Source organism: Paenirhodobacter huangdaonensis, assembly GCF_004022465.1.
Lineage (GTDB): Bacteria > Pseudomonadota > Alphaproteobacteria > Rhodobacterales > Rhodobacteraceae > Rhodobacter > Rhodobacter huangdaonensis.
Genome location: NZ_SAVA01000005.1, coordinates 144,104 through 166,636, shown reverse-complemented (window position 1 = coordinate 166,636; position 22,533 = coordinate 144,104). Strand labels below are relative to the sequence as shown.

At 68.5% G+C, this 22,533-nt stretch carries 19 protein-coding genes; 16 read left to right on the top strand and 3 right to left on the bottom strand.

The window, feature by feature from the left end; all coding sequences use genetic code 11:
• The first annotated feature begins 55 nt into the window (after window positions 1–55).
• From EOW66_RS10275 to dacB, 7 genes are all read left to right on the top strand, one after another.
• Complete coding sequence (locus EOW66_RS10275) at window positions 56–334, top strand: DUF3572 domain-containing protein (RefSeq protein WP_164881092.1); 279 nt, start codon at window positions 56–58, stop codon at window positions 332–334.
• A 7-nt stretch (window positions 335–341) separates the two neighbouring features.
• Complete coding sequence (locus EOW66_RS10270) at window positions 342–1,043, top strand: HAD family hydrolase (RefSeq protein WP_128156275.1); 702 nt, start codon at window positions 342–344, stop codon at window positions 1,041–1,043.
• Between the two features lie 79 nt (window positions 1,044–1,122).
• Window positions 1,123–2,847 (top strand): DUF4153 domain-containing protein, encoded by a 1,725-nt coding sequence (locus EOW66_RS10265; protein ID WP_164881091.1) that lies wholly within the window; start codon window positions 1,123–1,125, stop codon window positions 2,845–2,847.
• 62 nt (window positions 2,848–2,909) lie between these two features.
• Window positions 2,910–3,500, top strand: a complete 591-nt coding sequence (locus EOW66_RS10260) for a heme NO-binding domain-containing protein (protein ID WP_128156273.1) — start codon at window positions 2,910–2,912, stop codon at window positions 3,498–3,500.
• Entirely contained in the window at window positions 3,497–4,531 is a 1,035-nt protein-coding gene (locus tag EOW66_RS10255; protein WP_239017553.1) for a GGDEF domain-containing protein, read from the top strand. Before EOW66_RS10260 ends, EOW66_RS10255 begins: the two co-directional genes overlap by 4 nt.
• A gap of 59 nt (window positions 4,532–4,590) precedes the next feature.
• Window positions 4,591–5,199 (top strand): nicotinate-nucleotide adenylyltransferase, encoded by a 609-nt coding sequence (locus EOW66_RS10250; protein WP_128156272.1) that lies wholly within the window; start codon window positions 4,591–4,593, stop codon window positions 5,197–5,199.
• Between the two features lie 89 nt (window positions 5,200–5,288).
• Window positions 5,289–6,704 (top strand): D-alanyl-D-alanine carboxypeptidase/D-alanyl-D-alanine endopeptidase, encoded by a 1,416-nt coding sequence (dacB, locus tag EOW66_RS10245; RefSeq protein ID WP_338054857.1) that lies wholly within the window; start codon window positions 5,289–5,291, stop codon window positions 6,702–6,704.
• 309 nt (window positions 6,705–7,013) lie between these two features.
• Here dacB and EOW66_RS10240 read toward each other — a convergent pair whose 3' ends face one another.
• Entirely contained in the window at window positions 7,014–7,436 is a 423-nt protein-coding gene (locus EOW66_RS10240) for a tellurite resistance TerB family protein (RefSeq protein ID WP_113900678.1), read from the bottom strand.
• Between the two features lie 103 nt (window positions 7,437–7,539).
• On the opposite strand from EOW66_RS10240, the gene EOW66_RS10235 reads away from it, so the two are divergent.
• Window positions 7,540–9,150, top strand: a complete 1,611-nt coding sequence (locus EOW66_RS10235) for a lysine--tRNA ligase (protein WP_128156400.1) — start codon at window positions 7,540–7,542, stop codon at window positions 9,148–9,150.
• Window positions 9,151–9,187: 37 nt separating this feature from the next.
• On the opposite strand, the gene EOW66_RS10230 is transcribed toward EOW66_RS10235, so the two are convergent.
• The gene (locus EOW66_RS10230) at window positions 9,188–10,099 is read right to left on the bottom strand and encodes a CHAD domain-containing protein (RefSeq protein WP_164881090.1); all 912 of its coding nucleotides are present in this window, start codon (window positions 10,097–10,099) and stop codon (window positions 9,188–9,190) included.
• Between the two features lie 203 nt (window positions 10,100–10,302).
• Here EOW66_RS10230 and EOW66_RS10225 point away from each other — a divergent pair, with 203 nt between their 5' ends.
• Window positions 10,303–12,591 (top strand): glycosyl hydrolase family 28-related protein, encoded by a 2,289-nt coding sequence (locus tag EOW66_RS10225; protein WP_128156269.1) that lies wholly within the window; start codon window positions 10,303–10,305, stop codon window positions 12,589–12,591.
• A 44-nt stretch (window positions 12,592–12,635) separates the two neighbouring features.
• Here the strand turns inward: EOW66_RS10225 and EOW66_RS10220 are convergent, their stop codons facing one another.
• On the bottom strand, window positions 12,636–13,127 hold the full coding sequence (locus EOW66_RS10220) for a HugZ family pyridoxamine 5'-phosphate oxidase (protein ID WP_128156268.1): 492 nt from the start codon (window positions 13,125–13,127) through the stop codon (window positions 12,636–12,638).
• 120 nt (window positions 13,128–13,247) lie between these two features.
• Here EOW66_RS10220 and EOW66_RS10215 point away from each other — a divergent pair, with 120 nt between their 5' ends.
• The 7 genes from EOW66_RS10215 to EOW66_RS10185 all read left to right on the top strand — a co-directional run bounded on the left by EOW66_RS10215 (window position 13,248) and on the right by EOW66_RS10185 (window position 22,532).
• Window positions 13,248–14,843 carry a SulP family inorganic anion transporter gene (locus EOW66_RS10215; RefSeq protein ID WP_164881089.1) on the top strand — a complete coding sequence of 532 codons (1,596 nt, stop codon included), beginning with the start codon at window positions 13,248–13,250 and terminating at the stop codon, window positions 14,841–14,843.
• A gap of 392 nt (window positions 14,844–15,235) precedes the next feature.
• The gene (acs, locus tag EOW66_RS10210) at window positions 15,236–17,170 is read left to right on the top strand and encodes an acetate--CoA ligase (RefSeq protein ID WP_239017561.1); all 1,935 of its coding nucleotides are present in this window, start codon (window positions 15,236–15,238) and stop codon (window positions 17,168–17,170) included.
• A 3-nt stretch (window positions 17,171–17,173) separates the two neighbouring features.
• Window positions 17,174–17,866, top strand: a complete 693-nt coding sequence (locus EOW66_RS10205) for an adenylate kinase (RefSeq protein ID WP_128156265.1) — start codon at window positions 17,174–17,176, stop codon at window positions 17,864–17,866.
• A gap of 69 nt (window positions 17,867–17,935) precedes the next feature.
• Window positions 17,936–18,193, top strand: a complete 258-nt coding sequence (locus tag EOW66_RS10200; protein WP_113900686.1) for a DUF4212 domain-containing protein — start codon at window positions 17,936–17,938, stop codon at window positions 18,191–18,193.
• A 16-nt stretch (window positions 18,194–18,209) separates the two neighbouring features.
• Window positions 18,210–20,081, top strand: a complete 1,872-nt coding sequence (locus EOW66_RS10195; protein WP_128156264.1) for a sodium:solute symporter family protein — start codon at window positions 18,210–18,212, stop codon at window positions 20,079–20,081.
• Window positions 20,082–20,168: 87 nt separating this feature from the next.
• Window positions 20,169–21,995 (top strand): DUF294 nucleotidyltransferase-like domain-containing protein, encoded by a 1,827-nt coding sequence (locus tag EOW66_RS10190; protein ID WP_128156263.1) that lies wholly within the window; start codon window positions 20,169–20,171, stop codon window positions 21,993–21,995.
• A 9-nt stretch (window positions 21,996–22,004) separates the two neighbouring features.
• Complete coding sequence (locus EOW66_RS10185; RefSeq protein ID WP_128156262.1) at window positions 22,005–22,532, top strand: hypothetical protein; 528 nt, start codon at window positions 22,005–22,007, stop codon at window positions 22,530–22,532.
• Window position 22,533 lies beyond the last annotated feature (1 nt).

Below are 22,533 nucleotides of genomic sequence, written 5' to 3'. Positions count from 1 at the left end.
CTGATTTCGGACAAAAAGGTTAACAAACCCTTTTCAAGGGATGGATCGATTCATCATGCAGCACGACGCAGCACAGGTCACGGGGATTCGGTCGCTCGGCTGGCTCGCCGCCCAGGACGAACTTTTCGACGCTTTTCTCGCATCTTCCGGGGCGGATGTGGCGCAGGTGCGCGCCGCCGCCGCCGATCCGGCCTTCCTGTGTGCGGTGCTTGACTTCCTGTCGCAACGTGACGACTGGGTGCTCGACTGCGCCGCGGCGCTGGGCGTGGCGCCGCAGGAGATCGGCCTGGCACGCGCGGTGCTGGGCGGGCGCGGCGGGATGCACTGGACCTGAGGGCATGATGGGCACGATCACCGGACTGCTGTTCGACAAGGACGGAACCCTCTTCGATTTCGAGGCGACCTGGGGCGCCTGGGCGCAGGGCGTGGCCTTCGAGCTGGCCGAGGGCGATCCGGCGCTTGCCGGCCGGCTTGCCGCGGCGATCGGCTTCGACCTGCGGGCCGCGCGGTTCGAGCGCGCCTCGCCGGTGATCGCGGGCACCGTGGCCGAGGTGGCCGAGCTGATGCTGCCGCTGTTGCCGCGCCACGATCTGCAAAGTCTTGTCGCCACGCTCGACCTTGGCGCGCAGCGCGCGCCGCAGGTGCCGGCGGCGGATCTGCCGCTTTGTCTGGGTGGGCTGAAGGCCCGCGGGATGCGGCTTGGGGTGGCGACGAACGATGCCGAGGCCTCGGCGCGGGTGCATCTGCAAAAGGCCGGGGTCGGCGCGTTCTTCGACTATGTCGCGGGCTATGACAGCGGTCATGGCGCCAAGCCCGGGGCGGGGCCGCTCCTTGCCTTTGCCACGGCCTTCGCGCTTGCCCCGGCGAGTGTGGCGATGGTGGGCGACAGCCTGCACGACATGGCCGCGGCGCGGGCGGCGGGAATGCGCGCGGTGGCGGTGCTGAGCGGGCCGGCGACGCGCGCCGATCTGGCCGGGGCGGCCGATGTCGTGCTGGACAGCATTGCCGAGCTGCCCGACTGGCTCGACGCCGGCGCGCCCTGAGACCCGCCACTCTGGCCTTCGGCCGCGGGCGGGGCTAGTCTCCGCCGGATGCCGCGGGCGCGGCGACAGGGAGGACTTCATGGTCAGGCGCGTGCACTTCATCCTTCTCGGAACGCTGGCGGGGCTGGCCTTCTGGCTGCTCTCCGACCTGCCGCTCGAGCTGCGCCAGAGCCGCGCGTTCCTGGCTGTCGCGGTGCTCTCGCTGAGCTTCTTCGGTGGCGCGCTTGCCATGCTGGGCGAGCTCGGCCTGCGCCGCGCCCTGTTGTCGGCGGCGGTGATCGCGGTGCCGCTTGCCGGGCTTTCGGCGCTGAAATCGCTGGGCTTCACCGATGTCGGGCAGATGCTCGACAGCAGCCATGTGCCGGTCGCGCTGGCGGTGGCCGGGCTCCTGCCGGTGCCCTTCGCAATCGCCATCGGCCTTGGCGGGCGCGCCGGCTGGTCAAATTACCGGGTGCTGTTCCTCGAAAGCTGGAACATCGTCGTGCGCTATGCCGGGGCCTGGCTTTTCGTCGCCGTGGTCTGGCTGGTGCTGTGGCTGCTTGCGGCCCTTCTCGATCTTGTCGGCATCGACGCGCTCTCGGTGCTTCTGGGCCGCGCGCCGGTGGTGTGGATCCTGTCGGGCGCGGTGCTGGGGCTGGCGCTGGCCGTGGTCACCGAGATGTCGGACATGGTCTCGCCCTATCTGCTGCTGCGCCTGCTGCGGCTGCTGTTGCCGCTGGTGCTGCTGGTCGAGATCGTCTTCGTCGCGGTGCTGCCGCTGCGCGGGCTTGCCCATCTCTTCGGGCAGTTCTCGGTGGTGGGGATCCTGATCTCGACCGCGCTCGCCTCGATCTCGCTCGTCACCATCGCCGTCGATCAGGATGACGAGGAGGCGGTGCACGGCCCGCTGCTGGCCTGGGCCGGGCGCGGGCTCGCGCTGTTGCTTTCGGTGCTTGCGGTGCTGGTGATCTGGGGGCTGGTGCTGCGCGTTCGGGAATACGGCTGGACGCCGGTGCGGGTGACCGGCGCGGCGCTTGCCGCGGTGATCGCGGGCTATGCGCTGTGCTATGCGGGGGCGGTGCTGAGCGGGCGCGGCTGGATGCGCCGGATCCGGCGCGCCAATGTCGCGATGGCACTGGCCACGCTGGCGCTTGCCGTGCTGTGGCTGACGCCGCTGATCTCGCCCGAGGCAATCTCGGCGCGGGCGCAGCTCGGCCGTTTTGCCGAGGGCAAGATTGCGGTCGAGCAGTTGCCGCTGTGGGAGATGTCGCATGATTGGGGCCTGCCCGGGCAGCGCGCGCTCGCAAGCCTGCGCGCGCAGGCGGCCGAGCCGGGGCAGGAGCTGCTGGCCGACTGGCTTGCACAGCTCGACCGGGCGGAGAATCGCTGGGACTTCGAGCGCTATGCCCGGCCCGACGTCGCCGGCCGTGCGGTGGCGCTGCGCGACGCGATCACCGTGCTGCCCGCGGGCGAGACGATGCCGACCGCGCTGCTGAACGAGATCGCCCGCCTTGGTGCCGATGACTGGGCGGCGGGCTGCGCCACGCGCACGCCCGCCGGGCATCCGGGGTGCGTGCTGGTGATCGACGATTTCGTGCCGGCCCGGCCCGGGCGCGAGGCGCTTTTGCTGCGTCTCGACGGGGTTCTGGCACTGCACGAGACGGGCGAAAGCTGGAGATCCGCGCGCGCGGTCTGGCTCGGCGACGGGGTGCCTCCAGACGGGGCGGCGATGATCGATTCGCTTTACGCTGCGGGCGGGGCGCCGGTTGCCACCGAATTGCGGGCGCTGCCGCTTGGCAGCCAGCAGCTGACGGTCCTGCCCTAGGCCGCGCCGATTGGGATTTTGTTAAGGCTGCCGGGCTATGGTTCCTCCCGAACGGAGGGATCATGTACGGTCTGATCAACAAAGCCTTGCAGGCGTTCCTGGTGGAAAACTACGGACCCGCGCTGTGGTCGCGGGTGGCGCATGCCCTCGGGGTCGGACCCGAGGGCTTCGAGGCGATGTTGCGCTATGAGGACCGCCTCACCGAAGAGCTGATCGACATCGCCGCGCGCACGCTCGACAAGCCGCGCGCGGCGCTGCTCGAGGATGTCGGCGCCTTTCTGACCACGGTCGAGCCGTTGCGCCGGCTGCTGCGTTTCGGCGGCTCGGACTACTGGGAGTTCCTGTTCTCGCTCGACGAGTTGCAGGGGCGCGGGCTGATGGCGCTGCCCGACCTCGAACTGCCCGAGCTGTCGCTGCGTTCGGAAAGCGGGGGGCGCTTCGTGATCGAGGTGCGGGGCCCGATCGCCGGCTGGGGCGCGGTGATGGCGGGGCTCTTGCGCGCGATGGCGGATGATTACGGCGCGCTGGTGCTGATCGAGGCGGTGCCGCCCTGCGGCCGGCTCGAACGGGTGCAGGTGATGCTGCTCGAGGCGGCCTATGCCAGCGGCCGCCGTTTCGATCTGGCGCTGCCCTCGGCCGAGGCGGTGGCATGAACAGCAGTCTTTCCCCCTGCAAGGCCGTGTTGCAGGGCGGGCTGAGCCCGGCGGCGCTTGGCGAGCTGATGCCGATGTTCCTGTGGCTCGACCGGCACGGGGTGATCTGCGCGGCCGGCCCCACGCTGATGAAGATTCTCGGCCCCGGCCCGGTGGTCGGCACCGCCTTCGAGACGCATTTCCATCTGCGCCGGGCGCGGGCGCGGCGGCACGAGCAGGACGAGGCGCATCCGGGCGGGCGCAAGCTGATCCTGATGCTGCTCTCCCATCCCGAGATCGGCCTGCGCGGCACCGCGGTCGAGGTCGGGCCGGAAGGGGCAGAGGGGATGCTCCTGAACCTCACCTTCGGCATCCATCTGGCCGATGCAGTGCGCGAATTCGGCCTGACCGAGGGCGATTTCGCCACCTCTGACCTAGCGATCGAACTGCTCTATCTGCGCGAGGCGAAGGCCGCGGTGATGGATGAGCTGCGGGCGCTGAACGGCCGGCTCGAGGAGGCGCGGCGCGCCGCCGAACGGCAGGCGCTGACCGACCCGCTCACCGGGCTGGCGAACCGGCGCGCCTTCGATGCGGCACTGCAGAAGGCGGTGCGGGCGCAGGCGCATGGCGGTGCGCCCTTCGCCCTGGTGCTGGTCGATCTCGACCATTTCAAGCAGGTCAACGACCACATGGGCCATGCCGCGGGCGATCAGGTGCTGAACTGGGCCTCGGCGATCCTGGCCCAGGAGGTGCGGCGCGGCGATGTGGTGGCGCGTGCCGGCGGCGACGAATTCGTGCTGCTGCTGCGCGGCGCGATCGACCGCGCCGGGCTGCAGACCCTCGGCCGGCGGATGATCGCGCGGCTCGAGGAACCCTGTCTCGTCGACGGCACGCCCTGCCGGATCTCGGCCTCGATCGGCATCGCCTTCTCGCGCGACTACCCGGAGCCCGAGGTGGACCGGATGCTCGCCGATGCCGACGCGGCGCTCTACGAGGCGAAACGCAGCGGGCGGGGGCGCTGCGCGATCCATGCCGCGGGGGCGGTGGCCTGAGCCATCCAACTGTCACATTCCGCTTCCCATTGCAGGCCGCGATCGGGTAGGGGGGCTGCATGAGACAGGGCTTTCCCATTGCGTCACCGGGGATGCGAATCGGCATCCTGGGCGGATCCTTCGATCCGGCCCACGAAGGCCATGCGCATATCACCCGCGAGGCACTGCGCCGCTTCGGCCTCGACCGGGTGTGGTGGCTGGTCAGCCCCGGCAACCCGCTGAAGGCCCGCGGGCCGGCCCCGATCGCGCAGCGGATGGCCAAGGCGCGGCGGGTGATGCCCGACCCGCGCGTCGACATCACCGATCTCGAGGCCCGGCTCGGCACCCGCTACACCGCACAGACCCTGCGCCGGGTTACGGCGCTGTATCCGGGCGTGCATTTCGTCTGGCTGATGGGGGCGGACAACCTGCTGCAGTTCGACCGCTGGGACAACTGGCGCGCCATCCTCGGGCTGATGCCGGTGGGCGTGCTGGCGCGGCCCGGCGCGCGGTTCGTGGTGCGCCATGCCCGCGCCGCCCGCCTGTATGCGCCGATGCGGCTGCCCGAGGCCGAGGCCCGGCTGCTGCCCTTCGCCGCGCCGCCCGCCTGGTGCTTCCTGCAGATGCCGATGTCGGATCTGTCGTCCTCGGCGATCCGCGCGCAGGGGGCGTGGCGCGGGCGGGACTGAGCCTTGCAGCCGCGCGCCGCGGGGGGCAGTATGCCGCCGACAGTCCCGATCACGGCGGGTGCAGGATGAAGATTTCACGACGGGAAGCGATGACGGGCCTGGCGGCGCTTGGCCTGTGTGGCGGGCCGGCGTTTGGCCAGGGCACAGCGCTGCGCCCGGGCTCGGCCGAAGATCTGATCGCGGCGGCGCAGCTCGGCGGCGAGGTCAGCTATGTCGTTGTCGATGCGCGCAGCGGGCTGGTGCTGGAACAGCGCGGCGCCGATCGCGGCATGCCGCCTGCCTCGACCGCGAAGACGATCACCTCGCTTTATGCGCTCGAGACGCTCGGGCCGGACTACCGCTTCCGCACCCGGCTGATCGCGACCGGGCCGATTGCCGGCGGCAAGATCCAGGGCGATCTGGTGCTGGCCGGCGGTGGCGATCCGACGCTCGAGACCGATGCGCTGGCCGAGATGGCGGCGCGGCTTGCGGCGGCCGGGGTGCGCGGTGTCACCGGGCGCTTTCTCGTCTGGGGCGGCGCGATCCCTTCTGCCGAGCAGATCGCCGACGACCAGCCGGTGCAGGTGGGCTACAACCCCGGGATTTCCGGGCTGATCCTGAATTACAACCGGGTCTATTTCGAATGGAAGCGGGCCGCGGGCGGCTATGCGCTGACGATGGATGCGCGCGGCGCGCGCAACGTGCCGCGGGTCTACAGTGCCGATGTCGGGCTCTCGAGCCGGGCGGCGCCGCTCTTCACCTATGCGCGGCAGGGCGGCAAGGAACACTGGACGGTGGCCACGGGCAGCCTTGGCAAGGCGGGCAGCCGCTGGCTGCCGGTGCGCGACCCGGTGGCCTATGCGGGCGACGTGTTCCAGACGCTCGCCCGCGCCCAGGGCGTGCCGCTGCCGGCGCCGAAGCCGGTCGCGATGCTGCCGGGCGGCACGGTGCTGGTCGAGCAGGCCTCGGACCCGCTGCCGGTGATCTTGCGCGCGATGATGAAGCATTCGACCAACGTCACCGCCGAGGCGGTGGGGATGACGACGAGTGTCGCGCGCGGCGCGCCGGCCGGCCGCGGCGCCTCGGGCGCGGCGATGAGCGAGTGGCTGCATGCCCGGCTGGGCGGCGGACGGGCGCGCTTTGTCGATCATTCCGGGCTTGGCGCCGACACAAGGATCTCGGCGATGGAGATGGTGCGGGCGGTGACGCTCCTGGGCCCGAAGGCGGGGCTGCGCGGGCTGATGAAGCCCTTCGCGCTGCGTGACGCGGGGGGCAAGGTGCAGCAGGGGCAGGCGCTGCGGGTCGATGCGAAGACCGGCACGCTGAACTTCGTCTCGACGCTGACCGGCTACATGACCGCGCCGGACGGCACCGAGCTTGCCTTTGCGATCTTCACCGGCGATGTGGCGCGGCGCGCCCGCGCCGGGGCAAGCGAACAGCCGCAGGGCGGGCGGGCCTGGATCAGCCGCTCGAAGGTGCTGCAAAGCGCGCTTCTGGAACGCTGGGGCGCGCTTTACGGCAGCTGATCTGCGGTTCACGTCGAACCACATCACATCCTCGGGCTGCGGCAGCGGCCCCTCGCCATCGCGGGTGAGGTCCTCGAGCGCGTGGGCCAGCCGGCCGCGCCTGTCCAGACGGGCCTCCCGCACCGTCTCATGGGCGGTCTCGCCAGCACCAGCATGGCGGCGATCAGGGCAAGGGCCGCGATGCGGCGGGGGACGGGGATCTGCGCCATGGGGCTCTCCGGCTGTCCGTTTTCGATGCGGATAGCCGGAGAGCGCAAGCGAGCCGTGAGCGGCCGCCCGTGCCGGGACGAAAGATCCCGGCTGTCCGGATCAGAGCGTCAGGTGGCGCACCCGCGCGCCCCATTCGATCGCCACCGCATGCAGCCGGTCAATCGACAGCTCGCCGCGGATCTCCTCGAGCATGCGCAGCTCGGGCTGGCGCAGCACGCCATCGGCCGCGGCAACATCGCAGGCAAGCGCATAGGCGGTTTCGAAGAGTTTCTCGGGCAGGCCCGCACGGACGAGGCCGAAGAGCGCCTCGATTCCCTCTTCCTCCTCGAAGAGCGAATAGACCGTCTGCGCCACCGGGCGGATGCGGTCGATGTCGTAATCGGCGAAGATCGGCATGTGGTTCACCATGCGCTCGATCGCGATCAGTTCGACGGTGCGGATCGTCTCGTCCGAGGCCGAAACGGCGACCATCACGGCGATCAGCGCATCCTGCGGGGAAAGCGAGGGGAGGGTGTCGGTCACGGTCTGTCCTTTCATGGGTTCCGCCATGAATTATTGACGATGGCGCGCCCGTTCAATAGGTGAAGCGCGGATGGGCGCACGGGGCGCCCCGATGAGGATGACGATGACCAACCTGCGCGACGCTGCGATGAACTCCAAAGCCTGGCCTTTCGAGGAAGCGCGCCGGGTGCTCAAACGCTACGAGAAGGCGCCGCCCGAGAAGGGCTATGTGCTGTTCGAGACCGGCTATGGCCCCTCGGGCCTGCCGCATATCGGCACCTTCGGCGAGGTCGCGCGCACCACGATGATCCGCCGCGCCTTCGAGATCATCTCGGACATCCCGACGAAACTCCTGTGCTTCTCGGATGACATGGACGGCATGCGCAAGGTGCCCGAGAACGTGCCGAACCAGGATCTGCTGAAGGCGAACATCCAAAAGCCGCTGACCGCGGTGCCCGACCCGTTCGGCGAGTTCGACAGCTTCGGCGACCATAACAACGCCATGCTGCGCCGCTTCCTCGACACCTTCGGCTTCGAATACGAATTCGCCTCGGCCACGCAATATTACAAGACCGGCAAGTTCGACGACATGCTGCTGCGCTGCGCCGAGAAATACGATGACATCATGGCGATCATGCTGAAGTCGCTGCGCGAGGAACGCGCCTCGACCTATTCGTGCTTCCTGCCGATCCACCCGGAAACCGGCCGTGTGCTCTACGTGCCGATGAAGAATGTCGATGCCAAGGCCGGCACCGTGACCTTCGACGACGAGACCGGGCGGGAATGGACGCTGCCGGTGACCGGCGGCCACGTCAAGCTGCAGTGGAAGCCCGATTTCGGCATGCGCTGGGCAGCGCTTGGCGTCGACTTCGAGATGTACGGCAAGGACCACGCCACCAACACGCCGATCTATGACAACATCTGCAAGGTGCTGGGCGGCCGCGCGCCCGAGCATTTCACCTACGAGCTGTTCCTCGACGCGAATGGCGAGAAGATCTCGAAGTCGAAGGGCAACGGGCTGACGATCGACGAATGGCTTACCTATGCCTCGACCGAGAGCCTGAGCTATTTCATGTACCAAAAGCCGAAGACCGCGAAGCGGCTGTGGTGGGACGTGATCCCGAAGGCGGTGGACGAGTATCACCAGCAGCTGCGCGCCTTCCCGGAGCAGCCGCTCGAGAAGCAGATCGACAACCCGGTGTGGCACATCCACGGCGGCAAGCCGCCGGTCTCGACGCTGGTCGTGCCCTTCGCCATGCTGCTCAACCTCGCCTCGGTCTCGGGCGCGCATGACAAGGAAACGCTGTGGGGCTTCATCCGCCGCTATGCCCCCGAGGCGACGCCGGAAAGCCACCCCGACCTCGACGCGGCGGCGGGCTTTGCCGTGCGCTACTTCCAGGACTTCGTCGCGCCGACGCGCGCGTTCCGCCTGCCCTCCGATAAGGAGCGCGCGGCGATGGAGGATCTGATCGGCCGGCTGAAGGCGCTGCCGGCGCAGGAGCTGCACGAGATCTTCCCGGACGAGGACCCGGCCGAGGGGCTGCAGACCATCGTCTTCGCCGTCGGCAAGGAGCACGGTTTCGAGCCGCTGCGCGACTGGTTCACCGCGCTTTACGAGGTGCTTCTGGGCCAGAGCCAGGGCCCGCGCTTCGGTGGCTTCATCGCGCTTTACGGTGTGAAAGAGACCATCGCCCGCATGGAAACCGCGCTCGCGGGCGGGCTCGCGAAGGGCTGATCCGGGGCGCGCGGGGGGCGGACCGGCCGCGGGCCGGTCAGTCCTCCGCCTCCTCGACCTCGGGCAGGGCCGGATCGCAGGCGTGATCCTCCTGCCGCCAGAGCGCATACCACGCCCCCCAGCGGGCGACGAGCGCCTCGGGCGCCTCGGCGAAAAGCCGTTCCCCCAGAAAGAAGCTGAGCGTTTCCAGGCGCGTCTTCTCGTCCTCGATGCGGGTCGAGAGCGCCACTGCGGCTTCGGGCGCGAGGTGGTCGGGCATCGCGCGGGCCAGAACCGCAAGGTCGTGATGCTGGCCGAGCGCCTCGCCCAGCCGGTCGGCGATATCGGCATGCGCGGTCATCATCTCGGGCCAGATCGGCAGCAGCAGCCGCGCCTGATACCAGTGATGCTTCACCCGCGAGCGCCAGGCGTGGAAATGCTCGTCATCGCCGTCGTGTGCGGCGCGGGTCATGCGCCGGCGCGCGTCGTGGAAGGTGGCGGCGAGCCCCGGGGCCAGCGCGCCCCAGCCCTTCTTCTCGAACGTCCAATGCGCGGCGCGGTCATGCACCTCGGCAATGCGCGCGCCGAAGGCCGAAAGGGCCGCTGCGGGCGGGGTGGCGGGCGCGGGCGCCACTGCGGCCAGCATCTGCCGCGCCGCCGCCCCGGCCGCATCCTCGGCCGCGCCGAGCCGGGTGAGGGAGAGCCGCATCACCTCGGCATCGCGCAGCTCGGAAATGGCTGCGGCGGCATCGCGCAGCACGGCGTTCTCGCGGTGGAATTCGGGGAACACCGGCGCGACCAGGCGCAGCAGCCCGCGGGTCTTCTTGATGTGCTTGCGCAGCCCGTGCAACAGCGACCCTTCACCCGGGCTGGTGGCGAGCTTGTCGAGAGCGCCGCGCAGCTCGTCGCGGGCGATGTGGCGCACCGTCTTCGCGATGCGGGGCTCTTTCGGGTCGAACTGGAACGGCATCTGGGCCTCCTTGCAGCGACTCCGGCCTAGCATGGGGCCATGGCCGTTCGGTGACAAGATGCTGCAATGCGGCAACGCGGCGGAAAGGGCGCGGCGCGCGCAGCACTCGGGCTTCGTCAACCCTTTCCAACTAGCTCTGGTCGCGCCCGCTGCGAGGGCCGCTGCAGCCCCGGCGGGCGGGCCGGAACAAGGAGGATGCGCAGATGAACATGGCGATTACCGACGGGCTGGCGCTGATGCCGCCGGCTTTCGCGCAGGGGCTCGATCTCTGGTCGAGCGAGAACGGCACGGCAGGCTCCGACACCTACGAGGGGGCGGTGAACGCGGCGCTGGTGGCGGCGGACGCGGATTTCGGCACCTGCCTCGAGCTGAGCAAGCTGTTTTCCGTGCAGAAGCTGCGGTCGATGGCGCAGACGCCGATCGTGCCGGGCGCCTATCTGCGGATCCGCGCGCGGGTGAAGGCGGTCGCCGGCAACCTGCCCTCGGTGCGGATCGCGGGCTATGCGATGAGCGCCGCGGGCCATGTCGCGGGGCGGATCGAGACCGGACCGGAGCTGGCGCTGACGACCTATGGCAAGGTCGTCACCGTCGAGGCGATCGTCGGCACCGGCGCGCGCGGCGGGGTCGACATGCCCTGGGGACTGGCGCCGGGCTATGGCCATTTCGGGCTCGACCTGACCGGGCTCAACGGCGGTGTGGTGCGGATCGAGGACATGGTGATCGAGGATATCACCGAGGCCTTCCTGCGCGAGATGATGGACTGGGTGGACGTGCGCGACTATGGCGCCGCGGGCGACGGGGTGACGAACGACAAGGCGGCCTTCGAGGCGGCCGATGCGGCGGCCGCGGGGCGCTCGATCCTGGTGCCGGCGGGGCGCTATTACATCGGCGGATCGGTCACGATCACCGCGCCGATCCGCTTCGTCGGCACCCTCATCACCCCGACCGAGGCGCGCATTGCCCTGCGCGGCAGCTTCGACTTTCCGACCTATGCCGCGGCTTTCGGCGACGAGATGGCAGGGTTCAGAAAGGCACTGCAGGCGCTTTTCGGCTATACCGACCACAACGCGCTCGATCTGTGCGGGCGGCGGATCGAGGTGACCGAGCCGATCGACGTCAAGGCGCTGTCGCCCGACATCAGCTCGTTCTCGAACCGGCGGGTGCTGCGCAACGGCCAGTTCAACGTGATCGAGGGGCCGGCCTGGGACGACACCACCGCCACCTCGCAGGCGACCTATGCGACGGCGACGCCGCTGGTGCTGACCAATGTCGCCAACATCGCCAACATTCCGGTCGGCGCGCGGGTCAGCGGCGCGGGCGTCGGCCGCGAGGTCTATGTCCGGGCGGTGAATGTGGCGGCGGGCTCGCTGACCCTGTCGCAGCCTTTCTACGGCGGCTCGGGCACGCGCAGCTACACCTTCACCCGCCACAAGTATATCCTTGATTTCTCGGGGCTTGCCAAACTCGACCGGTTCAACATCGACGACGTCGAGTTCCTGTGCAACGGCAAGGCAAGCTGCATCCTGCTCGCTCCGGCGGGCGAGATGTTCCAGATCCGCGACAGCTATGTGGTGAAGCCGAAGGACCGCGCCATCACCTCGATCGGGCATGGCTGTCAGGACCTGCTGGTCGACCGCTGCCAGTTCCTGTCGAACGAGGGCTCGATGGCAGCGACCGAGCGCAGCTCGATCGCGCTCAACGTCAATGCCAATGACACGAAGATCCGCGAGAGCCGCTTCGTGCGGTTCCGCCACACCCTGATCCTGAACGGCTCGGGGCATCTGATCGTCGGCAACCACTGGTTTCAGGGCGACGACCTCGATGCGGCGCCGCGCCTGCCGGGGCTGATCTTCTGCCAGCCGAACGTGCAATCGGCGGTGACCGGCAATTACATCGACAATTCGACGATCGAATGGACGAACGAATATTCGGCCAACCCCGATTTCGGCACCGAATATTCCTTCGGCGGGCTCACCGTCAGCGGCAACACCTTCGTCAGCATCGACGCCGCGCCCTGGTTCACCTGGTTCTCGGTCAAGCCCTATGGCAGCGGCCATTTCATCCAGGGGCTGAGCGTTTCGAACAATGTGTTCAAGGCGATCGACGGCGCGCTCGAGCGCATCGAGACGGTGGACACCACCTTCGCCGCGCTCGACAATAGCCGGATGCGCAATGTCGTCTTCGAGGCGAACACCTTCAACGGCGTCACCCAGATGACGGTGAACCCGGTAAGCCTGCAGGCCGACCAGGCGAGCGCGCAGGCGGTCTGGACGGTGGCGGCGGCGGGCTATCTGCCGTTCGGGGGCTGGGCGCGCAACGTGAGCGCGATCGTCGCCGAGGGGCCGATCACCAATGCCGCGGGCGGGCGGATCAACGGCGTGCCCTATGTCACGGTCGAGCAGGGGGCGGGCAAGCAGGCCGTCACGCTGACCTGGCAGGAGGCGGTGAAGGGGCGGGTGCATGTCCGGCTGCGGATGGACAACCCGAACTGACGCGGCCCCTTCGGGGGGATGCGGGCGCCCTCGGGCGCCCGTTTTCAGGCGAGGTCTTCGGCGGTCAGCCGGAAGGCGCGGCCAAAGCCGCCGTTCAGCGCGCCGCCGATCAGGCGGAACTCGACGAAGAAGAAATCGCCAAGGTCGATGTAGAGCTTCGCCTTCGGATGATCGGCGAGCCAGCGCGCCCGTGCCGCGGCCCGGCGCGGATCGTTGGCGGCGAGCGGCAGCGCCTCGGCCTGCAGGCTCAGCCGCGGATGGGTGAGCGGATCGCCCTTCGCCCCGGGCTCGCCCAGCAGCACCGACACCCGCGGATCGGCGCGCAGCGCCCGGGCATGGGCGGAAAGCCCCGAAACAAGCGTCCAGAGCCCGCCCTCGGGTCCCGACCCAAGCGCGATGCGGGTCACTGCGGGAAAGCCCGTTTCCGGGTCGATCACCCCGAGTGCGCCGAAGCGTGCGCCCGAAATCAGGTCGCGGGCAAGGGCGCGGGCCGCGTCGTCGGTGGGGCGGATCGGATCGGCGGGGGTATCGGTCATCTGGCTTTCTCTTGACAATCGGTTGTGGCGGACGTCTGCTCGCGCCACATCAAGCGGTATGAAACGATGACAACCAACGCAAGCCTTACGGCGCGAGCGGGGGGAGACCCCCTGATTCCAATGTCCATCACCGCGCTGCGCGAGGGCTATGGCCCGGCGACGCTGCGCGCCGATGCGGTTGCCGGGCTGACAGTGGCGATTGTCGCGCTGCCACTCTCGATGGCGATCGCCATCGCCTCGGGCGTCGGGCCCGAGCGCGGCCTCTTCACCGCCATCGTCGGCGGCTTCCTGGTGTCGCTCTTCGGCGGCTCGCGCTTCCAGATCGGCGGGCCGGCGGGCGCCTTCATCGTGCTGGTCAACGCCTGCGTGATGCAGACCGGTGTCGAGGGGCTGATGCTGGCCACCTTCCTGTCGGGCATCATGCTTGCGGTGCTCGGGCTCCTGCGGCTCGGCTCGACCATCCGGTTCATGCCCTACCCGGTGACGGTGGGCTTCACCTCGGGCATCGGCGTCATCATCTTTGCCAGCCAGGTCAAGGATATGATCGGGCTGCGCCTGGACGGGCCCGAGCCCGGGCCGATCGTGCCGAAGGTCGAGGCGCTCTGGGCTGCACGCGCGACGCTCAGCCCCGCCGCGGTCGGCGTGGCGCTGGCGACGGTGGGCGTGATCCTGGCGATCCAGCGCTTCCGCCCGCGCTGGCCGAGCCTGCTGCTGGGGATCGCGCTGGTCACGGCCGCCTCGGCACTCATCGGCCTGCCGGTCGAGACCATCGCCTCGAAATTCGGTGGTCTGCCGCGGCTGCTGCCGGCGCCGCACCTGCCCGCGCTCGGCGCCGAGGCGGTGACGGCGGCGCTGCCCTGGGCCGCCTCCTTCACCTTGCTCGGTGCGATCGAGTCGCTGCTCTCGGCGATGGTGGCCGATGGCATGTCGGGCACGCTGCACCGCTCGAACATGGAGCTGGTGGCGCAGGGCATCGCCAACATGGGCGCGGCGATCTTCGGCGGTTTCTGCGTCACCGGCACCATCGCCCGCACCGCGACCAACGTGCGCTCGGGCGGGCGCACGCCGATGGCGGGGATGCTGCATGCGCTGTTCGTGCTGGGCTTCATGCTGATCGCGGCGCCGCTCGCGGGCTATATCCCGCTGGCCGCTCTGGCCGGGCTGCTGGGCATCGTCGCCTGGAACATGATCGAGCGGCACGAATTCGTCGCACTGACCCGGGTGTCGAAGGGCGATGCGCTGGTTTTGTGGGTGACCTTCCTCGTCGTCGTGTTCCGCGACCTCGCCGAGGGGATCGTGCTCGGCTTCGCGCTTGGCGGGCTCGTCTTCATCCGCCGGATGTCGGAGATGACGGGGCTGCGCGAGGGCGAGCCGGCGGTGCACGACGCCGACACCCAGAGTGCCGACCTTGTCACCTATCACCTGCACGGGGCGGTGTTCTTCGGTTCGGTTGCGCGGCTTGGCACCGTGCTCGACCGCATCGCGCAGCGGCCGCGGGCGGTGCTGCTCGACGTTTCCGAGGTGACCTTCGTCGATTCGACCGGCGCGCGGATGATCCTGCAGCTTGCCCAGAAGCTCTCGTCGCGCGGCGGCGGGCTGGTGATCGTCGGCGCCCGCCCGGCGGTCGAGACGGCGCTGAAGGCGCAGGGGCTGACCGAGCCCGCGCTGCGCTACGCCGCTGATGCCGCGGCGGCAGGGGCGCTGGTCGCGCCCTGAGTCGCAACCGGCGAATCACCATGACACGGGGCGCGGCACAAACCTGCCGCGCCCTTTCTTTTTCTGCGCCGCAGCGTGATGACGCTGCGGCGCGGCTTTTCAGACGTGGCGTCAGATCGCGCATCCGTGAACAGGCAAGCGCTTGAAACAAAATGTCTATTTTTGGTCACTTTTCGTCACATTTACAAACTTACCGTATACGCTGTGAAGTAATTTACAGAAAAATTCAATTATCATGAGGGCTTAACGGAAAGGGGCGTTCTGGTTTACAGTGTCCGCGGGTAGAACGCCCGCGACCGCTGTCGCGGGCAGAGGGTGCGGCCGCAGGGCCGCTCGATTTCCAGGGAGGATTGGCTATGGCCGCTCAGGAACAGGCTGTCGTTGCGCCGGAAATGCGGGAGATTCCGCCGGGCTTTGAGAACGCTCACGCGAACACGCAGAAATACCGCGAGATGTATCGCGAATCGGTCGAGAACCCCGACGCCTTCTGGGGCCGCGAGGGCAAACGCCTTGACTGGATGACCCCCTATACCAAGGTCAAGAACACCGATTTCACCTTCGGCAAGGTCTCGATCAAGTGGTTCGAGGACGGCGTGCTGAACGCCTCGGTGAACTGCATCGACCGCCACCTGAAGGACCGCGCGCTGCAGACCGCGATCATCTTCGAACCCGATGATCCGGACGAACCGGCCGAGCACATCACCTACAAGGAGCTGTCCGAGAAGGTGAACCGGATGGCGAACGTGCTGCTGTCGCAGGGCATCATGCGCGGCGACCGCGTGGTGATCTACCTGCCGATGATCCCGGAAGCGGCCTATGCGATGCTCGCCTGCGCCCGCATCGGCGCGATCCATTCGATCGTCTTCGCCGGCTTCTCGCCCGACGCGCTGGCGAACCGCATCAACGACTGCGGGGCAAAGCTGGTCATCACCGCCGATACCGCCCCGCGCGGCGGCCGCAAGACGCCGCTCAAGGCCAATACCGATGCGGCGCTGCTGCACTGCTCGGACAAGGTGCGCTGCCTCGTCGTCAAGCGCACCGGCGACCAGATCAGCTGGGTGCAGGGCCGCGACGTCGACCTGCTCTATCTGATGGATCACGTCTCGCCGGACTGCCCGCCGCGGCCGATGAACGCGGAGGATCCGCTCTTCATCCTCTACACCTCGGGCTCGACCGGCAAACCGAAGGGCGTGGTGCATACCACCGGCGGCTATCTCGTCTATGCCTCGATGACGCATCAGTACACCTTCGACTACCATGACGGCGACGTGTTCTGGTGCACCGCGGATGTGGGCTGGGTCACCGGCCACAGCTACATCGTCTATGGTCCGCTGGCGAATGGCGCGACGACGGTGATGTTCGAGGGCGTGCCGACCTATCCCGACGCCGGCCGGTTCTGGGCGGTGTGCGAGAAGCACAAGGTCAACCAGTTCTACACCGCGCCGACGGCGATCCGCTCGCTGATGGGGCAGGGCACCGAATGGGTCGACAAATACGACCTCAGCTCGATCAAGGTTCTGGGCTCGGTCGGCGAGCCGATCAACCCCGAGGCCTGGGTCTGGTACGACCAGCACATCGGCAAGGGCCGCTGCCCGATCGTCGACACCTTCTGGCAGACCGAGACCGGCGGCCACATGCTGACCCCGCTGCCGGGCGCGACGCCGACGAAGCCGGGCTCGGCCACCAACCCGTTCTTCGGGGTGAAGCCGGTGGTGCTCGATCCGCAGACCGCGGTGCGCATCGGCGAGACCGAATGCGAGGGCGTGCTGTGCATCTCGGACAGCTGGCCGGGCCAGATGCGCACCCTCTGGGGCGATCACGAGCGCTTCCAGGAGGCCTATTTCGCCCAGTATCGCGGCTATTACTTCACCGGCGACGGCTGCCGGCGCGACAAGGACGGCTATTACTGGATCACCGGCCGCGTCGATGACGTGATCAACGTCTCGGGCCACCGCATGGGCACGGCCGAAGTCGAATCCGCGCTTGTCGCCCATCCGGCGGTGGCCGAGGCCGCGGTTGTGGGCTACCCGCACGAGCTCAAGGGCCAGGGCATCTACGCCTATGTCACCCTGATGAACGATCAGGAGCCGTCGGACGCGCTGCGCAAGGAGCTCGAGAAATGGGTGCGCACCGAGATCGGCCCGATCGCCAAGCCCGACCTGATCCAATGGGCGCCCGGCCTGCCGAAGACCCGCTCGGGCAAGATCATGCGCCGCATCCTGCGCAAGATCGCCGAGAACGATTATGGCAGCCTCGGCGACATCTCGACGCTGGCCGATCCTTCGGTGGTGCAGGAGCTGATCGACAACCGCATGAACCGGGGCTGAGGCATGGCAGAGACCGAAAACACCGTCGAAACCACCCCCGCGGTGCTGATCCTGCTGGGCCCGCCCGGTGCCGGCAAGGGCACGCAGGCACGGATGCTGGAAGAGCGCTTCGGCCTTGTCCAGCTGTCGACCGGCGATCTGTTGCGCGCCGCCGTCGCCCAGGGCACGCCCGCGGGCCTTGCCGCGAAGGCGGTGATGGAAGCGGGCGGGCTGGTCTCGGACGAGATCGTGCTCGCCATCCTCAAGGACCGCATGGCCGGGCCCGACGTGGCCAGGGGCGTGATCCTTGACGGCTTTCCCCGCACCGCGGGGCAGGCCGCGGCGCTCGACACGCTTCTGGCCGATGCCGGCCAGAAGGTCACCGCGGCGGTCAGCCTCGAGGTCGATGACGAGGCGATGATCGCCCGCGTCGCCGGCCGCTACACCTGCGGCAAATGCGGCGAGGGCTATCACGACACCTTCAAGCAGCCGGCGGTGGCCGGGGTCTGCGACAAATGCGGCGGCACGGAGTTCAAGCGCCGGGCCGACGACACTGCCGAAACGGCGCGTGCACGGCTCGAGGCCTATCACGCGCAGACTGCGCCGCTGATCGCCCATTACCGGGCGCTTGGCGTTCTCAAGGAGATCGACGCGATGGGGACCATCGAGGAGATCGCCGCGGGGCTCGGGTCGATCGTCGAGCGCGTCTCGACCTGACACCAAAAAAAGGGGGGGTGGGCCCCGGGGAGGGGGCCCGTCCGGAGGTTTCAACAGGGAGTGACGCTCATGGCGGACAAGTCTTCGTCCAATGCCTACTGGAAAGCGAACATCCGCACGATCCAGCTTTTTCTCGTGATCTGGTTCGTCTGTTCGTTCGGCTTTGGCATCCTGCTGCGCCCGATGCTCTCGGGCATCGGTGTCGGCGGCACCGATCTCGGGTTCTGGTTTGCCCAGCAGGGATCGATCCTCGTGTTCCTCGTGCTCATCTTCGCCTACGTGGCGCGGATGAACCGGCTGGACCGCGAACACGGCGTGGAAGAGTAAGGGAGCGCGGGGACAAATGGATCAATTTACCCTCAACCTGATCGTGGTGGGCGCGACCTTCGCCCTCTACTTCGGGATCGCGATCTGGGCCCGTGCGGGCTCGACCGCGGAATTCTATGCGGCGGGCGGTGGCGTCCACCCGATCGCGAACGGCATGGCCACCGGCGCCGACTGGATGTCGGCCGCCTCGTTCATCTCGATGGCCGGCATCATCGCCTTCGGCGGCTACGACACCTCGGCCTATCTGATGGGCTGGACCGGCGGCTATGTGCTGCTCGCGATGCTGCTTGCGCCCTATCTGCGCAAGTTCGGCAAGTTCACCGTGCCGGAATTCATCGGCGACCGGTTCTATTCGGGCACGGCGCGCATCATCGGCGTGATCTGCCTGCTCATCATCTCGATCACCTACGTGATCGGCCAGATGTCGGGTGTGGGCGTCGCCTTCTCGCGCTTCCTCGAAGTGTCGAACGACACCGGCCTCTACATCGGTGCCGCGGTGGTCTTCGCCTATGCCGTGCTCGGCGGGATGAAGGGCATCACCTATACCCAGGTCGCCCAGTATGTCGTGCTGATCATCGCCTATACCATCCCGGCGATCTTCATCTCGCTCAACCTGACCGGCAACCCGGTGCCGCCGCTCGGCCTGTTCTCGGATGCCACCTCCAGCGGCGAGCCGCTGCTGACCACGCTGAATGGCCTGCTCGCGGATCTGGGCTTCAAGTCCTACACCGCGCAGTCGGACAACACGCTGAACCTGTTCCTGTTCACGATGTCGCTGATGATCGGCACCGCGGGTCTGCCCCACGTGATCGTGCGCTTCTTCACCGTGCCGAAGGTGGCCGATGCGCGCTCCTCGGCCGGCTGGGCGCTGGTTTTCATCGCGCTGCTGTACCTCACCGCCCCGGCGGTTGCGGCGATGGCGCGGGTGAACCTGATCCACACCTTCTTCCCGAACGGGCCGATGAACGCCGCGGTGTCGCAGGCCGACACGCCGCAGTGGGTCGACAACTGGGTGAAGACCGGGCTGCTCAAGGTCTCCGACCTGAACGGCGACGGCATGATCCAGTACTACAACGACGGCGCCACGGCGCAGGCGACGGCACTTGCCGAAGCCAAGAAGTCGGGCAACGAGGCGGCGATCGCCAGCGCGCAGGCCGCCTATGACGCCGCTGCCGCGGCCGGCACCGCCAAGCTTGCCGAGAAGAACCCGCAGGCCGCGACCTGGAAGGGCAACGAGCTCACCGTGAACAACGACATCATGGTGCTCGCCAACCCGGAAATCGCGCAGCTGCCGGGCTGGGTCATCGCCCTCGTCGCCGCCGGTGGTCTTGCCGCCGCGCTGTCGACGGCGGCGGGCCTGCTGATGGCGATCTCGTCGGCGGTGTCGCATGACCTGATCAAGGGCCAGCTCAACCCCGGCATCTCGGAAAAGGGCGAGCTGCTCGCGGCCCGGATCTCGATGGCGGTGGCGATCGCCCTGGCCACCTGGCTGGGCCTCAACCCGCCGGGCTTCGCGGCGCAGACCGTGGCGCTGGCCTTCGGTGTCGCCGCCGCGACGATCTTCCCGGCGCTGATGATGGGCATTTTCACCAAGTCCATCAACTCGCAGGGCGCGATCTGGGGCATGCTGGCCGGCCTGATCACCACCGTGGGCTATATCTTCCTGCACAAGGGCTGGTTCTTCGTGGCCTCGACCGCCTCCTACTCCGACTCGGCGCCGATGCTCTTCGGCATCAAGTCGACCGCCTTCGGCACGGTGGGGGCGCTGATCAACTTCGCGGTGGCCTATGTCGTCTCGATGTCGACCAAGCCGACCCCGGAATCGGTGCAGGAACTGGTCGAGTCGATCCGCATCCCGAAGGGGGCGGGCACCGCGACCCATCACTGATCCCGACCCCGGGCGGGGCCTGTCCCGCCCGGCACGCGATCCGGCCTGTCCCCCGAGGGGGCGGGCCACCCCGGGGGAGGAAAGATCATGGACGCCGATATCCAGGCCATCACCGCGTTTCTCGAAAGCGTCCACCCCTACGATACCCTGCCGCGTGACGAGCTGGCGTCGGTCGCCGGTTCCTTCCGCCGCATGGTCTTTCGGGCGAATGCGCTCATCTATGTCTACGACGCGCCGATCGGCGGGCTCTACCTGATCAAGCAGGGCGGGGTCGAGATCACCGACGGCAACGGCGGGCTGGTCTCGCTGCTCGGGCCGCGCAACTCGTTTGGCGAGCGGGGGCTGATGCGTGGCGGCATCGCCGTGACCCAGGCCCGCGCCACCGAGGATGCGATCATCCTGGTGCTGCCCGGCACCACCTTCACCCGGCTGATCCAGACCTACCCGGCCTTCGAGCGCTTCTTCAACCGCCGCCGCGGCGAGCGGGCGGGGGCCGAGCTTGCCACGCAGAAGGTCGCCGACCTGATCGCCCGCCGCCCGCTTGCCTGCGGCCCCGAGGCCAGCGTGACCGAGGCCGCGCAGATGATGCGCGACGCGCATGTCTCCTCGCTTGGCGTCACCGGCGCGGACGCGCGGCTGCTCGGCATCGTCACCGTGCGCGACCTGTCGAACAAGGTGCTGGCCGAGGGGCGCGATCCGGCGACCCCGGTGCGCGAGGTGATGACGGCGGACCCGGTCTCGCTGCCGCCGACGGCGCTTGGCTCGGACATCCTGCACATCATGCTCGAGCGTCGCATCGGCCACCTGCCGATCACCGAGGACGGGCGTTTCGTCGGGATGATCACCCAGACCGACCTGACCCGCTTCCAGGCGGTCAGCTCGGCGGTGCTGATCCGCGACGTGGTGTCCTCGACCACGGTCGAGGAGATGGCGGCGGTGACCGCGCGCATCCCGCAACTGCTGGTGCAACTGGTCGGCAGTCACCTCAGCCACGAGGTGGTGACGCGCCTCATCACCGACATCGCCGATGCCGTCACCCGCCGGCTGCTGGTGATGGCCGAGGCCGAGCTTGGCCGCCCGCCGGTGCCCTATCTGTGGCTCGCCTGCGGCAGCCAGGGCCGGCAGGAGCAGACCGGCGTCAGCGATCAGGACAATTGCCTGATCTATGACGACAGCGCGACCGGGGACGACCGCGCCTATTTCGGCGCGCTCGCGAAGATCGTCTCGGACGGGCTGAACGCCTGCGGCTATGTCTATTGCCCGGGCGAGATGATGGCCACGACGCCGCGCTGGTGTCAGCCGGCGCGCGTCTGGCGCGACTATTTCCTGGGCTGGATCGACGTCCCGAATCCCGAGGCGCAGATGCTCGCCTCGGTGATGTTCGACCTGCGCCCGATCGGCGGCACGGCGACGGGGCTGTTCCGCGCGCTGCAGGCCGAGACACTGGAGGTCGCGGCGAAGAACTCGATCTTCGTCGCCCATATGATCGCCAATTCGCTCAAGCACACGCCGCCGCTCGGTCTGTTGCGCGGCTTCGCCACGATCCGCTCGGGCGAGCATCGCAATCACATCGACCTCAAGCACAACGGCGTGGTGCCGGTGGCCGACCTCGCCCGTGTCTATGCGCTGCAGGGCCGGATCACCGAGGTCAACACCCGGGCCCGGCTGCTCGGCGCCGAGGCGGCGGGGGTGATCTCGGCCTCGGGCGCGCGCGACATGATCGAGGCCTATGACCTGATCGCGATGACGCGGCTGGAAAACCAGTCGCATCTGATCAGGGCCGGGCGTAAACCCGACAATTACCTTGCCCCGTCGGACCTGAGCGATTTCGAGCGCTCGCATCTGCGCGACGCCTTCGTGGTGGTGCGCACGATGCAGTCGGCGGTGGCGCACAACAAGGCCGTGGTCAGCTGAGGATAAAGAATGATCAATGATTTCATCACCATGATGGCGGCGGGCGTGTTCGCGCTGATCGTTGTCTTTGCCGCGCGCCACGCGCTGAAGAAGGCGACCGGCCGGGTGCTGCCGAAATGGGTGATGCCGGTCTGTGCCGGGCTTGCGATGCTGGCGACCGCGGTGCGGGCGGAATACCGCTGGTTTCCCGATTTCCGCGCGCAGATGCCGGCAAGCGTGGTGGTGGTGCAGCAGGGGGCGGAAAGCGCCCTGTGGCGGCCCTGGACCTATCTTGCGCCGATCGTCACCCGCTTCGTCGCGCTCGACCGCGCCCAGATCACCCATCCCGCCCCGGGCATCGCCCAGACCGATCTGCTGCTGATCGCGCGCTGGCAGCCGCTGCAGGTGGTGCCGGTCGCCTATGATTGCGCAAAGGGCGCGCGCACCGATCTTTTCGGCGGCGCCACGGTGAACCCCGACGGCACGACGAGCGGCCCCGCCTGGCTGCCGCTCGCGGCAGACGACGCGGGGCTGAAGGCCGCCTGCAACGGAGGATGAG